Genomic DNA, 15,059 nt, shown 5'->3' on the forward strand with positions numbered 1-15,059 from the left:
ACGCCGGTGCGCGGCGCGGCGGTTTAGTGGCTGTAAGGACGTTTCAGGGCGCAGTCACGGTTGAGCTCGACGCCGAAACCGGGTTTATCCAGTACCGATTTGTGGATGCGGCCATTCACCGGCACCGGTTCATCGAGCAGGATCGGGTCAAACTGCGGACGCAGCGTGGCGCAGTCCGGGCTGGTCATCAGGAATTCGCTGAACGGCGTGTTGGTGAAGGTGATCACCGCGTGATGGGAGTAGACCGACGAGCCGTGCGGCACCACCAGCTGCCCACGGGCTTTGGCGATGGCGGCGATCTCCACCAGGGTGGTTAAGCCGCCGCACCAGCCCACGTCCGGCTGCATGATGTCGATCCCGGTCTCCGATAGCGTGCGGAAGGACTGCAGGGTGCCGTGGTGCTCGCCGCTGGTCACCATCATGCCCGGCGGGGCATTGCGCTTCAGCTCGCGGTAGCCTTCATACTGCTGCGGCGGCAGGCACTCTTCAATCCACTTCAGGTTATAGGGCGCACAGGCGTGGGCCAGCTTCGTGGCGTAATTCACATCCTGGCTCATCCAGCAGTCCAGCATCAGCCAGAAATCAGGGCCACATTTTTCCCGGTACTCCGCCACCATCGCCACATCCTGGCGGATCCCGGCGTCGCCGTCGTGCGGCCCCCGGTGAGTCGGCATTTTACCGCCGATGAAGCCCATCTCTTTCGCCAGGTCCGGGCGCGCGCCGGTGGCGTAAAAACGAATTTCATCCCGCACCGCACCGCCCAGCAGCTTGTAGACCGGCAGCCCAACCACCTTGCCGAACAGATCCCACAGCGCCAGGTCGATGCAGGAGATGGTGTTCAGCACCAGCCCGCCAGAGCCTGCATAGAACATCGTCGCCCCGAGCATCTGGTCGTGGATGAGCTTGATGTCGCTGACGCACTTGCCCTCAACAAAGCGGCTGAGGTGTTTCTCCACGATAAAGCAGCCCATCTCTCCTGCGGTGGAGACGGCAAAACCGGTCTGGCCGTTGTCGGCCTCCACTTCGACAATCAGCGTACCGAGGACGTTAATGCCGAACGACTGGCGCGACTGCTCATACTGCGGGTATTTGCTCATCGGGGTGGCGATGTGGTCGTCGATCCAGTGGTTAGCCCCCTGGTCGTGATAATCGCCGCCGCCAGCGCCCTTCTCTGCCGTAGCGCCACCGGTGAACCAGGCGCGGATCTGTTTAATCTTTGGTAGGGTCATGATGTTCTCCATTTTATGAGGCGTGTTGTTCGAAGGGGCTTTTCCAGCCCAGTAAGCGGGAAATGTCTTTCGCGCAGGCAATGGCTTTACCGGCCAGGTAGTCGCGGTTGTCCTCGTTGATTTGCAGCCGGGTGCCCACCACCGAGATCGCCGCGGTGAGTTCGTTGCTGGCATTAACGACCGGGGCCGCCACGCAGCGCACGTCGGGGTAGTCTTCGCCGTTATCAAAGCTCCAGCCCCTGGCGCGAATGCGTGCCAGCTCGCTCCGCAGCTGCCCGGGATCGGTAATGGTGGTCGGGGTGGCTCGCTCCCAGCTCAGACCGGCGATAATTGCCTCCTGCGTCTGGGTGGGTTGCCAGGCAAGCAGACACTTGCCAATGCCCGAGCGGGAGAGCGACAGGCTTTTGCCCTCATGGGAGCGCACGCTGATGGTGGCCGGGGACTCGATCTTCAGAATATAGTAGGCGTTATCGTGATCGATGATGCCGAGGTGGCACAGCATGCCGCATTCGTCCATCAACCGGGTCAGACGCGGGCGCGCCAGCTCGCGCAGATCCATCCGGCTGACGGCTTGGCCTGCCAGCTCCACCAGCTTGGTCCACAGGCAGTAGTTATCCTGGTTATCGAGGCTCAGAAAGCGCTGTTTTCTCAGCTCACCCAGCAGCAGATAGGCGGTGCTTTTCGGGATGCCGAGCTCCTCGATGATGGTCGCGGCGCTGCACGGCCCCAGACGGGCAATGGTATTGAGAATATCAATGGCGCGGGTCAGCGCCGGTACTTTGCTTGATTCCAGCATAGTGGACTCCAGTCCTGAATACTGGAATCAGTGTTGCGGCTGTGAGGGAGTTTATTTGTGAGCGAGTTCAAATCTCGCGCGCTATCCAGCCTGCTGGACAAGCAGCAGTGGAATTATGTGATAAACAGCACGGAAAAAAATCTGGCGAGTACAACAGGTTGGACAAACAGGCGCCGGGCGGGGAGCCCGGCGCGCAACTGTTACGGCAGGAACAGCGACTCAACCACGTTGATCCAGCCATGCTCGCTGGCAACCGGTTTGCCGTTCAGCCAGCGACGCAGCATATTCAGCGCCATCATCGCACAGACCTCCTGACGTACCGCCAGGCTGTAGCGCGTGGCGCTCATTTTGACGCGCAGGCCGTGGGTGCCTTCGGGAGTAGAAAGGGCAAAGTTAAGATGCTCCTCTTCCAGCCCGGAGATCGCCAGCGCCAGCCCGGCGAAGTGGTTCACCCGACGTTCGGCGGCCCAGTGCGCGGTTTGCGCCAGGGTCTCTTCCTGAGAAGGCACCACTTCGCTTGCCAGCAGCGAGGCGTTGGCGCGGGATAACTGCAGAGCCAGAAGCCCGCCGGTGAACTGCTCGCTCAGGGTCAGGCCTAGCTGACGGGCCTGCAGTTCACGAACGATCTGCGCCGGTAACCCCTCGGTACCTTCAAAAATCAGATTCTCACCCGCGACGCGCTGAACTTCTGGCCACAGCGCCAGCATCGCGGCTTTTTCCGTCGCCGGGCCGGTGAGTTTCAGTTCGATAATCGGCATCGAAGAGCGATACCCCATCGTGACGCCCGGCGGTAAAGCGAGATGATCGAGGCTCTGGGCCAGATCGCTTTCGGAGCGGCCAAAGGTAGTAAGACGCAGGCAAATCGGCGGTTCAGGAAGGGTAAAACGGGCCCGCAGTCGCGGCAGGATCTCCTGTTCGACCATCACCTTAAATTCGGAGGGCACGCCGGGGGTGAAGAACATCAGACAGCGGTTAAGCTGAATAGCAAAGCCGCATGCGGTGCCAACCGGGTTATCCACCAGCTCCGCGCTGGCCGGGATTTCGGCCTGCTTGCGGTTGCTGGGCGCCATCACCCTGCCGCGGTCGCTGAAGAAACGTTCCATATGGCTGAGCCACTCGGTGTGCAGCACCAGCTCTTCGCCTTTTGCCGTGGCGGCGGCCAGCGCGCTCAGATCGTCGCTGGTGGGGCCGAGCCCGCCATTCACAATCAGCACGTCGGCGTGTTCGCTGCGCTCGCGCAAAACGTTAACCAGTGCCTCAAGCGAGTCACCCACCGTATTACGCCGCGTTAACGGCAATCCCTGTTCAAAGAAAATATCAGCCAGCCAGGCCGCATTGGTATCGGTAATTTGTCCATGCAGCACTTCATCGCCAGTGGACAGCATCTCCACGTTTATCATTGTGTTCTCCCGCTTAGGTGGTGAAAACACTATAACGCAATCGGCGGGGAGAGGGAGAGAAACAGGCGCGGCAGAACGCCGCGCCGAAGGGATCAGAAGCCTGCGCTCACGCCCACGTACGGGCCATCAGCAATGGCGTTGTCGCGGTTGCCATCTTTGCCCGCCAGGTTCAGGTAGCGGTAGCCCGCTTCAATGGTAATCGGACGCATAATGGTCCAGCGCGCACCGGCGTTGGCTTCTTCATAGCTGTCGATACCGCTGGAGAGGGAGTCCGGAGAGTAGTAGTACTCGCCGAACAGCCCAAAGCTGTCGCCAATTTTCCACTGCAGGCCGCCGCCGACCGCTGCCGCGTAGCCTTCGTCGCCGTCGTTCGGGTTGGTGTAAATGCCTTTACCGCCGACGGTTGCGAGGAATGGACCAAGAGGGATATTGAACCCCAGCCCCAGGCTTGCCGCATCGCCGTCGTCATCGTTATGCGTCCAGCCGCCGGTCATCGCCAGACCTGCGCTATCCGTGCCAAGACCAAAGCCCAGGTGGGTATAGTCCTCGCCCGCCGAGCCGTTAAAGGAGATAGCGTTAGCCGCCGCAGATACAAACATCAGGCCGCTTAAGCCCAGTAATGCCACTTTTTTCATTGTCGTGATCCCGCACAATTTTATTCATGAATGTCCCAAAACCGCGAGATTTTACCCTGAGACTCTCAGGGATCAATGGACTCTGCGTGCGTCAGACAATTAGTTTGTAACGATTTGATAATATCTGCCTTTATGCCATCAGGAGAAAACGCATTTTGACGCACAGCCCGCCAGAGGTTTCGCTGCGCGACAGCTGAAGATGGCTGCGGTGCAGGCGGGCAATATCGCTCGCCAGCGCCAGACCGATGCCCGATCCGCTGGCATCGCCCACGTTATCCAGACGGCGAAACGGCAGCATGGCCTGCGGGATCAGATCCTCGGCTATTCCCGGGCCGCTGTCTTCCACGCTCAGCTCAACCGCGCCGTTATGGGTGCGCAGGTACACCGTCACCATCCCCTGCTCCGGCGTGTATTTAATCGCATTTTCCAGCAGATTGGCGCACAGCTCGCCCAGCAAAACTTCATCTCCTTCGATTATCACCGGCTGCTGCTCACCGTCGTATCCCAGATCGATCGCTTTGCTGCGCGCCTGCGCCAGCCGGGAGAAGCAGCAATTCTGCACCACCTGCACCAGATCGACGGCGGCAAACGGGTGCTCCTCCTGCTCTTTACGCTTCACCGCCGCAAGCTGTAACAGGCGCTCGGTCAGCACGATGGTGTTATCCAGCGTCACGTTCATCGCCCGTAAGCTCTCCTGCCACAGCGCCGGATCGTCCCGCGTCAGGGCAACCGAGACCTGGGTTTTCAGCACCGCTAAGGGTGTTTTGAGCTGGTGAGAGGCATCGGCATTGAAGCGCTCCTGGCGCGAAAGCACCCCGCGTAGCCGGTCAATATAGCGGTTGAAGGCCACGATCAGCAGTCGGGTTTCTGACCAGGGCAGCAGCTCGGGCAGCGGGGCCAGCACCCCCGGTTCGCGCCGGACCATCAGGGATGAAAGCTGGCGCATCGGGCGCAGCACGCGGCGCAACAGCCAGGCGGTTAAAATCAGCGTCAGCAGGACCAGCATCCCCTGAGATACCCATGACGAGAACAGCAAGCTGCTGGCGAGATAGCGACGGGACTGTAGCGTTTCGGCGACATAGATCTCCGCCATGCCGACAATACCGTCCTCGTTGACGGGCTGGAGCAGTTTCGCCACGCGGATCGCCTGCCCGCGGTATTCGGTATGATAAAACCAGGCCAGCGCCGGGTAGAGCGTGGTACGCGACGTTGAAGGGGGCATCTTCGGCAGATCGTCATAACCGGAGATCACCCGCCCGTCGGGGGCGACCACCTTGTAGTAAAGCCGGTCGTTCATGTTGAGCTCAAAGCTGTCGAGCACCACCCAGGGCACATTCACCTCGAGCCTGCCGTCATGAACCACCAGCCGCTCGGAGACCGTCCGCGCCGAGGATAGCAGGGTGCGGTCGTAGGCCTGCGTCGCCGCCTGCAGTGCGCTGACGTAGCTGTTAAACGCGGACAATCCCCACAACAGCAGCAACGGCAGGCCCAGAAAAAGCAGCAGCTGAAAGTAAAGTGACTGCGGCTTAACCCACCTCATCGCCGCACTCCAGCACGTAGCCAAGCCCGCGCAGGGTGGTTACCCGCACCCCGCTGCCGCTCAGCTTTTTGCGCAGGCGATGGATATAGAGGTCGATACTCTCCGGGCTGACGTCGTCGTTCAGGCTGAACACCTGGTCGAAAAGCTGCTGTCGTGAGACGGGTCGGGTCCGGCGATGCATCAACACTTTCAGCAGAGAGAGCTCGCGCGGCGTCAGGGAGAGCGGCTCATCGCGCAGCAGAAAAAAGCCTTCATCGTCGTACTCCAGCTCCCCCAGGCGCTGACGCTCCTGAGTCCGCCCTTCGCTTCTGCGCAGCAGGGCACGCAGCCGGGCATCAAGCTCCTCCAGCTCGAACGGCTTCGGCAGATAGTCATCCGCCCCGGCATTCAACCCTGTCACCCTGTCCGCCACGTTGCTGCGGGCAGTGAGAAACAGCACGGGAAGCGTCTGGCCGCGCTTGCGCAGGCGATGGACCACCTCCAGCCCGTCAAAACCGGGCATGCCGATATCCAGGACGGCGACGGCATAGCTTTCACCCTGCAACAGATGGTCGGCCGCCCGGCCGTCGTTAACACAGTCCACGGCGAAGCCACCCTGCACCAGCGCTTTCTCCAGCCAGTGAGCCAGCTCACGATTATCTTCCGCTAGTAAGAGACGCATATCACATCCTGTAAAGTTGGTGTCGCAGTGAAAGGGAAATGAAAGGTTAATGTTTTAACAATCACGCAACGGAATCGCCACAAGGTGGTTCACATAATCAGAAAAAAGACCTGTACCCGTACTCCCGGTTCTCCGGCGTGAGGATAAACGATGAAAAAACAATTACTTTCTACCCTTGCTGCAAGCGTATTGCTGTTGAGTGCCTCTGTCGTCCAGGCGCAGGATGCCCCGTCCCGCACCGAATGTATCGCCCCGGCTAAACCAGGCGGCGGCTTTGATCTCACCTGCAAGCTGATTCAGGTCAGCCTGCTGGAGACGAAGGCTATCGAAAAACCGATGCGCGTCACCTACATGCCCGGCGGCGTGGGCGCGGTGGCCTATAACGCGATTGTCGCCCAGCGCCCTGCCGAAGCGGGCACCGTGGTGGCCTTTTCCGGCGGCTCGCTGCTGAACCTCTCCCAGGGCAAATTTGGCCGCTACGGTGTGGATGACGTGCGCTGGCTCGCCACCGTCGGCACCGATTACGGCATGATTGCCGTGCGGGCAGACTCCCCGTGGAAATCCCTTCAGGATCTGCTGACCGCCATGGAAAAAGATCCGAACAGCGTAGTGATTGGCGCGGGGGCATCGATCGGCAGCCAGGACTGGATGAAAGCCGCCCTGCTGGCGCAGCAGGCAAAAGTGGATCCACACAAGATGCGCTATGTGGCGTTTGAGGGCGGCGGCGAGCCCGTCACGGCGCTGATGGGCAATCACGTTCAGGCTGTCTCGGGCGATCTCAGTGAAATGGTGCCCTACCTGAGCGGCGATAAAATCCGCGTGCTGGCGGTCTTCTCGGAAAACCGTCTGCCGGGGCAGCTGGCGAACGTCCCGACCGCCAAAGAGCAGGGCTATAACCTGGTCTGGCCAATCATCCGCGGATTCTTCGTCGGGCCAAAAGTGACCGATGCCGAGTACCAGTGGTGGGTCGACGCGTTCAACAAACTTCAGCAGACCGAAGAGTTTAAGAAACAGCGCGATCTGCGCGGGCTGTTTGAGTTTAACCTCAACGGCAAGCAGCTGGATGAGTACGTTAAAAAACAGGTGAATGACTACCGCGAGCAGGCGAAAGCCTTTGGACTGGCGAAATAACCGGAGGCGCTATGAGCGATCGTATTTTTGCCGGGATCTGGCTGCTGCTCTGCATTGGCGGGCTGTTCGTCGCCTGGCAGATCCACAGCGAATACAGCTATGAACCCGTGGGGCCTCGCCCTTTCCCGATGGGCATTGTCGGCCTGATGCTGCTCTGCTCCGTCGCCCTGCTGCTGCGACAGCCGGATGACGTGCAGTGGCCGCTACGCCGCACCCTGCAACGTCTGCTGGTGATGGTGATTGTTCTGTTGACCTACGCGTGGGGCTTTGAGTGGCTCGGCTTCCCGATTGCCACCGCCCTGCTGACGATGGTGATTGGCATGCTGTTTAACGCCTCGCTGCCTGCGGCGGGGATCTCCGGGGTCGTGCTGGGCATTTTACTCTGGTACGCCTTCGACCGCCTGCTGGACGTGACGTTGCCCCTCGGCGCCTGGTTTAACTAACGGAGCACGCTATGGATACCTGGATTTATCTCTCTCAGGGGTTCGCGGTAGCGATGACCCCGGAAAACCTGGTCATTGCCCTGATCGGCTGTTTCGTCGGGACCATTGTCGGCCTGCTGCCGGGCCTGGGGCCCATCAACGGCGTGGCGATCCTGCTGCCGCTGGCCTTTGCCCTGCACCTGCCCGCAGAGTCGGCGCTGATCCTGCTGGCGACGGTTTACATCGGCTGCGAGTACGGGGGGCGTATTTCGTCGATACTGCTTAACGTGCCCGGCGACGCTGCCGCCATCATGACCGCGCTGGACGGTTATCCGATGGCGCAGCAGGGACGCGGCGGGGTGGCGCTCTCCATTTCGGCGGTCAGCTCGTTCTTCGGGTCGCTGATTGCCATCGGCGGCATCATCCTGTTTGCTCCGGCGCTGGCCCAGTGGTCGCTGGCGTTTGGTCCGGCTGAATATTTTGCGCTGATGGTGTTCGCCATCGCCTGCCTCGGCAGCATGATGGCGCAGAATCCGCTGAAGTCGTTTTTATCCGCGCTGATTGGCTTAGGCTTAGCCACCGTCGGCGTGGATGCTAACACCGGGGTGTATCGCTTTACCTTCGACAGCGTTCACCTGTCCGACGGCGTGCAGTTTATCGTCGTGGTGATTGGCTTGTTCTCGGTCTCTGAAATTTTACTGATGCTGGAACATACCAGCAGCGGGCAGACGCTGGTCCGCAAAACCGGCCGCATGATTTTTAACGCCAGAGAGGGTGCGCAGTGTATCGGCGCCACCTTGCGTTCGTCGGTAATTGGTTTCTTCGTCGGCATTCTGCCCGGCGCGGGGGCGACCATCGCCAGTGCTATCACCTACATGACCGAGAAAAAGCTGAGCGGTAACAGCGACAGCTTCGGCAAAGGCGATATTCGCGGTGTGGCGGCGCCCGAAGCGGCAAACAACGCCTCGGCCTGCGGTTCGTTTATCCCGATGCTGACGCTCGGCGTGCCGGGTTCCGGTACCACGGCGGTGATGATGGGCGCGCTGACGCTCTATAACATCACCCCGGGTCCGGCGATGTTTACCGAGCAGCCGGATATTGTCTGGGGTCTGATTGCGGCGCTGCTGATCGCCAACGTGATGTTGCTGGTGATGAACATCCCGCTGATCGGCCTCTTCACCCGCATGCTGACCATTCCCCTGTGGTTCCTGGTGCCCGCCATTGCAGCCGTCTCTGCGGTTGGGGTCTACGCGGTGCACAGCACCACCTTCGACCTGGTGCTGATGGTGCTGCTCGGCGTGCTGGGGTACATCCTGCGCAAGATGCACTTCCCGATGTCGCCGCTGATCTTAGGGTTTGTGTTAGGGGAAATGCTGGAGCAGAACCTGCGCCGCGCCCTCTCCATCAGCAACGGCAATATGGCGATCCTGTGGGAAAGCAGCGTGACGAAGATCCTGCTGGCGATGGCGATTATGGTGATCGTGGTGCCGCCGGTTCTGCGTCTGGTGCGCCGCCGTCAGCGCAAGCCGCAGCCGGATATTGGTTGATTAGCCTCTCAGCAGGGCATTGACCCACTGTTTTAACGCCTGGCGGGAGATTTTAATCCCGCCATTTTTTAGCTCAGCGGGCAATGCCAGCCAGTGTACCGGCTGTTCAAAGCGCGCCACCCTGCCCCGGATCCAGTCAGGGAGGCGGGCAATATCGGTTCCCGGCTCACACTCCACCACCGCGACCGGACGCTGCCCGAACTCGGCGTCGTCCAGCGGAACGATAAACACCTGGCTTATCTGCGGATGCGTGGCGATGATCCGCTCAACGGCTTCCGGCTGAACCCCCTCTCCCCCGCTGAAAAAGAGATTATCCATGCGGCCTAAAATGGTCAGGCGCCCGTTTTGCCACTCCCCGCGATCGCGGGTGGCAAACCAGCCCTGAGCATTCGTCAGGGAGAGTAACGCCCCGTCCCGCCAGTAGCCTGCCGCCATACTTTGCGCTCTGATCCAGACCTCACCGTCAATAACCTGCACCTCCCTGCCGGGCAGCGGAGCGCCAACGTCCGGCTCGCCGTCCGCCGCTTTCGCACAGACGGTTGAGGCGAACTCCGTCAGACCATAACCGCAGAAAGTGCGAATACCCTGCTCACGCGCCTTCTCCGTTAATTCGACAGAAATTGCCGCCCCGCCGAGCAGGACGGCTTTCAGCGCAACCTGATGCTGAGCATTAAGCAGACGCCAGAGCTGGGTCGGCACCAGAGAAGCATGGGAGCAGCCCTGCAGCGCCTGCTCCAGCGGCTGTTTTTCACGTACGGTTAACCGCGCGCCAGCCTGCAGCCAGCGCCACAAAATGCCCTGGCCAGAAACGTGGAACAGCGGCAGGGAGAGCAGCCAGTCGTCATCATCGCTGTAGGGCATCAGCGCCAGAACCCCTTCTGCGCTGGCAAGATGCGCCGCACAGGTGTGCACCGCCGCTTTCGGCAAACCCGTCGAGCCGGAGGTGAGCGTCATGGAGGCCAGACGTTCCGGCTGCCAGGGGACAGCATATTCACCCGGCATCTCTGAGAGGCTAAGTAAAGCGATGCCGTCATAGGCGCCGTCCAGCACCAGCGCATGGCGCAGCGTCATCTGCGGAAGCAGCACGTCCAGCAGCGGTCCCGGAAGCTGGGGATTCACAGGCAGAATGCGCGCCCCGCACTGGAGCAGCGCCAGCCAGGCCAGCAGCGTCTGCGGGTGGTTACAGGCGAGCAGCATGACGCCCTCACCGTCCTCCACACCCTGATGCCGGAACCCGGCGGCAAGGCTGTCGATACGCGCGCAGAGCTGATGCCAGGTGAGCACATCGTCATTCAGCCGCAGCGCCGGTCGATCGGCTTTATGCGCGCACCAGTGCCGCCACGGCCAGTCGGAAAAGGTCATAGCAGCGGCTCCAGCGCCTCGCGGCCCAGACATGGCAAGGCATTGCCCGGCCAGGTGCGCAGCAGCTGCGCCTGCATCAGGTTCAGGGTGTCCAGGCCAGGAAGGGTATCCGGCGTGTACTGCGCGGCAATGCGCGCCAGCTGGGACAGACCGAGGCTCGACTCAATGGACGAGCTGATCACCGCCGTCATCCCCAGGGCATGCGCCGCTTTTACCTGCTCGTGCACCTTCGCGAGGCTGCCGGTGAGCGTGGGCTTGATCACCACTGCCCTGACGCCCGGCTCGGCCGCGAATTCAAAATCGTCCTCGCGCAGGCTTTCATCCCAGGCGATGGCGATCCCGGTCTCACGGGCAAATGCCAGCGAGTCCGCGCGGGTTTTGCAGGGCTCTTCCAGAAAGGCAATCCGATCCCGGTACGCAGGGTTAACGTACTTCGCAAACTGCTGCGCCTTCAGCGGGGTCCAGGCCCGGTTAGCATCAAGGCGCAGGCGCAGATCCGGGATGGCCTCCAGCAGCAGGTTCGCCACCATGCCGTCACGCACCGCTTCATACAGGCCGACCTTGATCTTCGCTACTTTCTCGCCCGGCATCGCGGCGAGAACAGCAAACAGCTCATCGGGATCGCCGGTACAGAGCGGTGCCGCGCGGTAGTTGGCCGCATCAGGTAAAAGGCCAGCCAGCTCGGCCAGCGCACAGCTGATGCCAAAATCCACCGACGCCACGCCCGGCAGCCGCGGCTCTTCGCCGTCACGCCAGGCTATGCACCAGGCCCGCAGGGCAGCTTCTGCGTCTTCCAGCGACTCACGGCTGAAGCCCGGTAGGGGGGAGATCTCTCCCCACCCTTCCCGTCCGTCGTGCTGCAGATAAACGAACAGACCGTCGCGGGTTTTTAACCGCCGCTCGCGCAGTACCACACCCGCGTCCATCGGTATCTGCCAGCGGTAGATCTGCACGCTACGCATTACGGATTCCGTTTGTATTTGCTGAAGTCCGGCTGGCGCTTCTCGTTGAAGGCGTTACGTCCTTCCTGGCCCTCTTCGGTCATGTAGAACAGCATGGTGGCATTGCCCGCCAGCTCCTGCAGCCCGGCCTGACCGTCGCAGTCGGCGTTCAGGGCCGCCTTCAGGCAGCGCAGCGCCATCGGGCTGTTTTGCAGCATTTCACGACACCAGCGCACGGTCTCTTTTTCGAGGTCGGCAATGGGTACCACGGTGTTCACCAGGCCCATATCCAGCGCTTCCTGGGCGTTGTACTGGCGACACAGGAACCAGATTTCACGCGCTTTTTTCTGACCGACGATGCGGGCCATGTAAGACGCGCCCCAGCCGCCGTCGAAGGAGCCGACTTTCGGGCCGGTCTGGCCGAAAATGGCGTTCTCGGCGGCAATCGTCAGGTCGCACATCATATGCAGGACGTGACCACCGCCAATGGAGTAACCCGCCACCATCGCGACAACCGGTTTCGGGCAGGTGCGGATCTGGCGCTGGAAGTCGAGCACGTTTAGGTGGTGCGTGCCCGCATCGTCCTGGTATCCGCCGTAGTCGCCGCGCACTTTCTGATCGCCACCGGAGCAGAACGCCTTCTCACCTTCCCCGGTCAGGACGATCGCGCCGATGTTGTCGTCATAACGGGCATCCGCCAGGGCCTGGATCATCTCTTTGACGGTTAACGGGCGAAACGCGTTGCGCACTTCCGGACGGTTGATGGTGATTTTAGCGATGCCGTCCGCCGATTTGTGGTAGCGAATGTCGGTATAGCCTTCGGAGCAGTCCTGCCATTCCACCGGTGCGTAGAGCATGTTTTCATCAGGGTAGATCATAGAGTGTCCTTTGTTGAAAGACGGAGTATCTGGGCCAGACGCTCAGCCACCGCAACGGGGTTTTCCCGATGGGCGTTATGTCCGGCGTGAGGAATTTCATGGCGGATCGCAGAAAGTTGCCGGGCAATATCCCGAAACTTGTGGTCCTGCTCGCCATAGAGATAGAAAAAAGGGACGGCGCTCTCAGCGAGCGCCGCCCGTAAATCGGGTTGTTCTGCCAGGGACGTGGCCTGCAGCATCGCGGCCAGGGTCGTCCCGTTATTCTGGCTACGCAGAGCGACCAGCTGCTCCCGCTGCGCCGGGGTGAGCGAGGCAAAGACCGGCTGTTGATACCAGTCGGCAAACACCGCTTCCAGGGGCTCCTGGCGAAAACGCGCCGCCCAGTGGGCATCGGAGGCGCGGCGGCTGGCGCGTGCATGTTCATCACTCAAACCGGGATGCGCCCCCTCGACGATCAGCCCCTGCAGCCCGTCGGGCCGCTGGCAGGCGTGATACAGTGCAATGCGGCCGCCGAGGGAGTACCCCACCAGCCAGTAGTTGAGTATGTTGTAACTAATAAGGGTGCGTTCCAGCAGGCGACTGACGTCATCGAAATCGCTCACCGCAATGGACGCCGACTCGCCGTGCCCCGGCAGATCGAGATACAGCCGGGGATACGCATCCAGATGCTCGCCCGGCAGCTGCCATTCGCGGCAATCGCCGGAAAAACCGTGCAGGAACACCAGCCAGGGTTTATCCGCCTGACCTTTACGCTGCGTTCCCGCGAGGATCACAGGTGGCTGACCTGCGCCAGCAGGTTTTGCAGCATCTGCGCCCCGTCGCTGTCGTTCACCACCACTTCGATAAGCGTGGCGCCGGGTTTGCTCCACGCCGTGTTGAGCGCGCTCTCCAGTTCATCCCAGCTCTCAGGGCGCTGATACCTAAGGCTGAACATCGCCGCGGCATGTTCAAACTGCACGTTTTGCGGCATCAGATAAAAGCGTTCCCGTTCGCTCTGCGGGGTCGGCAGCAGGGAGAAAATCTGCCCGCCGTTGTTGTTGATCACCATCAGCACAAAGGGCGCAGAGGCCTGACGGAGCAGCGCCAGCGCATTCAGATCGTAGAGCGCCGACAGATCGCCGACAATGGCCAGCGTCGAACGGGCACTGGCGCGCTGAACCCCGGCGGCAGTGGAGATCAGCCCGTCAATGCCGCTGGCCCCCCGGTTACTGAACACCGGATAGCCCGCCGGCAGGCGGGAGAAGGCGTCAATCAGGCGCACCACCAGGCTGTTGCCCACAAACAGTTGTCCCTGTTCGGGCAGATAGCGATGGATGCGGTGCGCCAGCTGCGCCTCGCCGAATGCGTCGCTCTGTTGCGCCGTCAGCGCCCAGGCCTGGCGGGAGAGTTCGGGGATTTCGCTTGCCCAGGGGGCGCGTTTTTCCGCCGGATGCCGTTCCAGCCAGTCGGCCACGCCGGAGACCAGCCGACGCCCGCGATGATGCGCGGGATCGAGCCGCCCTTCGTGCGGATCCACCAGCCAGTACTCTTCCGGCGTGCAGGTAGCCTGCCACTGTAAAAGGCGTTTTCCCGTCAGGCTGCTGCCAAGCTGCACCACAATCTGCGCCTGCTCCAGCTCGGTGACGGCCCTGGCGTTGCCGAGCCAGAGATCGGCGCACGGCAGCGGCTGTCCGGTCTGGGAGAGCACGTCGCCAATCAGCGGCCAGCCCAGCCGTTGCGCCCACTGGGCCACCTGTTTGCCCTCTTCGGCACTCATCCTGCCCGCGAGCACCACGCCGCGCTTCTGCCGCCAGAAGAACCAGTCGCGCTGGATGGGGCTTGAAAGCTCCGCCGGTGCGCGCAGCCAGGGTTTATCGCTCTGCCACCAGTCGCCCAGCGCCTGCTGCCAGTCAAGATCGGTATCATCCATTTCGCCATACAGCGGCTCGGCAAACGGACAGTTAATGTGCAGCGCACCCGCACGCAGCGCGCCCAGGGCGTTATCCACCGTCGAGACCAGCCAGCGGGCGGGAATATCCCGGGTCGGGCGCGGCAGCGACAGGGTCTGAGAGGGATGGGAAGCAAAAATACCCTGCTGGCGAATGGCCTGGTTTGCGCCGCAGTCAATTAACTCCGGGGGGCGATCGGCGGTGAGCAGGACCAGTTTTTCACCGGTCAGACCGGCTTCAATCAGCGCGGGATAGAGATTCGCCACGGCCGTACCGGAGGTGACAATGACGGCCACCGGCGCGTCGCTGGCTTTTGCCAGCCCCAGCGCCAGATGTCCGAGGCCGCGCTCATCAAAATGGGTGTGATGAATAAAGGCACGGTTTTCAGCAGCGGCCAGGGTCAGCGGCGTCGAGCGCGAACCTGGCGCGATGCAAACGTGCCTGACCCCATGGCGGGTCAGGGCTTCAAGGATCACCGCCGCCCAGCGTCGGTTAAATGAACTCACTGACATGGAATTGTCCGGTATCAATATTGCGACGTAGTATAAATAATAGAGAAAGATGTAATTTTGATATGAATCGGGAATGT

At 61.4% G+C, this 15,059-nt stretch carries 14 protein-coding genes; 3 read left to right on the forward strand and 11 right to left on the reverse strand.

Annotated elements, in window-relative coordinates:
• Nucleotides 1-23: 23 nt before the first annotated feature.
• The 6 genes from rhmD to tctD all read right to left on the reverse strand — a co-directional run bounded on the left by rhmD (nt 24) and on the right by tctD (nt 6,261).
• A complete protein-coding gene (rhmD, locus tag FHN83_RS03990; protein ID WP_139563288.1) occupies nt 24-1,229 on the reverse strand; it encodes an L-rhamnonate dehydratase in 1,206 nt (401 codons plus the stop codon).
• Between the two features lie 13 nt (nt 1,230-1,242).
• Nucleotides 1,243-2,025, reverse strand: coding sequence for an IclR family transcriptional regulator (locus FHN83_RS03995; RefSeq protein WP_139563289.1), 783 nt, complete (start codon nt 2,023-2,025; stop codon nt 1,243-1,245).
• A 200-nt stretch (nt 2,026-2,225) separates the two neighbouring features.
• Nucleotides 2,226-3,425 (reverse strand): nicotinamide mononucleotide deamidase-related protein YfaY, encoded by a 1,200-nt coding sequence (locus FHN83_RS04000; RefSeq protein ID WP_039030998.1) that lies wholly within the window; start codon nt 3,423-3,425, stop codon nt 2,226-2,228.
• A 92-nt stretch (nt 3,426-3,517) separates the two neighbouring features.
• Complete coding sequence (locus tag FHN83_RS04005; protein WP_039030997.1) at nt 3,518-4,060, reverse strand: YfaZ family outer membrane protein; 543 nt, start codon at nt 4,058-4,060, stop codon at nt 3,518-3,520.
• 130 nt (nt 4,061-4,190) lie between these two features.
• Nucleotides 4,191-5,600: a sensor histidine kinase gene (locus tag FHN83_RS04010; RefSeq protein ID WP_138369872.1), complete on the reverse strand. Its 1,410-nt coding sequence runs from the start codon at nt 5,598-5,600 to the stop codon at nt 4,191-4,193.
• On the reverse strand, nt 5,587-6,261 hold the full coding sequence (tctD, locus tag FHN83_RS04015) for a transcriptional regulator TctD (RefSeq protein WP_039030995.1): 675 nt from the start codon (nt 6,259-6,261) through the stop codon (nt 5,587-5,589). The genes FHN83_RS04010 and tctD overlap by 14 nt, the downstream gene beginning before the upstream one ends.
• A 150-nt stretch (nt 6,262-6,411) precedes the next feature.
• On the opposite strand from tctD, the gene FHN83_RS04020 reads away from it, so the two are divergent.
• From FHN83_RS04020 to FHN83_RS04030, 3 genes are read left to right on the forward strand one after another with little or no spacing between them, the layout of a single operon-like run.
• On the forward strand, nt 6,412-7,392 hold the full coding sequence (locus FHN83_RS04020; RefSeq protein ID WP_039030994.1) for a Bug family tripartite tricarboxylate transporter substrate binding protein: 981 nt from the start codon (nt 6,412-6,414) through the stop codon (nt 7,390-7,392).
• Between the two features lie 11 nt (nt 7,393-7,403).
• The gene (locus FHN83_RS04025; RefSeq protein WP_039030993.1) at nt 7,404-7,835 is read left to right on the forward strand and encodes a tripartite tricarboxylate transporter TctB family protein; all 432 of its coding nucleotides are present in this window, start codon (nt 7,404-7,406) and stop codon (nt 7,833-7,835) included.
• 11 nt (nt 7,836-7,846) lie between these two features.
• A complete protein-coding gene (locus tag FHN83_RS04030; protein ID WP_039030992.1) occupies nt 7,847-9,361 on the forward strand; it encodes a tripartite tricarboxylate transporter permease in 1,515 nt (504 codons plus the stop codon).
• Here the strand turns inward: FHN83_RS04030 and menE are convergent, their stop codons facing one another.
• From menE to menD, 5 genes are read right to left on the reverse strand one after another with little or no spacing between them, the layout of a single operon-like run.
• Nucleotides 9,362-10,723, reverse strand: a complete 1,362-nt coding sequence (gene menE / locus FHN83_RS04035) for an o-succinylbenzoate--CoA ligase (protein WP_139563290.1) — start codon at nt 10,721-10,723, stop codon at nt 9,362-9,364.
• Nucleotides 10,720-11,685 (reverse strand): o-succinylbenzoate synthase, encoded by a 966-nt coding sequence (menC, locus tag FHN83_RS04040; protein ID WP_139563291.1) that lies wholly within the window; start codon nt 11,683-11,685, stop codon nt 10,720-10,722. Before menC ends, menE begins: the two co-directional genes overlap by 4 nt.
• Nucleotides 11,685-12,542 (reverse strand): 1,4-dihydroxy-2-naphthoyl-CoA synthase, encoded by an 858-nt coding sequence (gene menB / locus FHN83_RS04045; RefSeq protein WP_138369868.1) that lies wholly within the window; start codon nt 12,540-12,542, stop codon nt 11,685-11,687. Before menB ends, menC begins: the two co-directional genes overlap by 1 nt.
• Nucleotides 12,539-13,315, reverse strand: a complete 777-nt coding sequence (menH, locus tag FHN83_RS04050; protein WP_139563292.1) for a 2-succinyl-6-hydroxy-2,4-cyclohexadiene-1-carboxylate synthase — start codon at nt 13,313-13,315, stop codon at nt 12,539-12,541. The genes menB and menH overlap by 4 nt, the downstream gene beginning before the upstream one ends.
• Nucleotides 13,312-14,982 carry a 2-succinyl-5-enolpyruvyl-6-hydroxy-3-cyclohexene-1-carboxylic-acid synthase gene (gene menD / locus FHN83_RS04055; RefSeq protein ID WP_139563293.1) on the reverse strand — a complete coding sequence of 557 codons (1,671 nt, stop codon included), beginning with the start codon at nt 14,980-14,982 and terminating at the stop codon, nt 13,312-13,314. The genes menH and menD overlap by 4 nt, the downstream gene beginning before the upstream one ends.
• Nucleotides 14,983-15,059 lie beyond the last annotated feature (77 nt).

Origin of the sequence: Leclercia adecarboxylata, assembly GCF_006171285.1 — a bacterium.
Classification (GTDB): Bacteria; Pseudomonadota; Gammaproteobacteria; order Enterobacterales; family Enterobacteriaceae; genus Enterobacter; species Enterobacter barmai.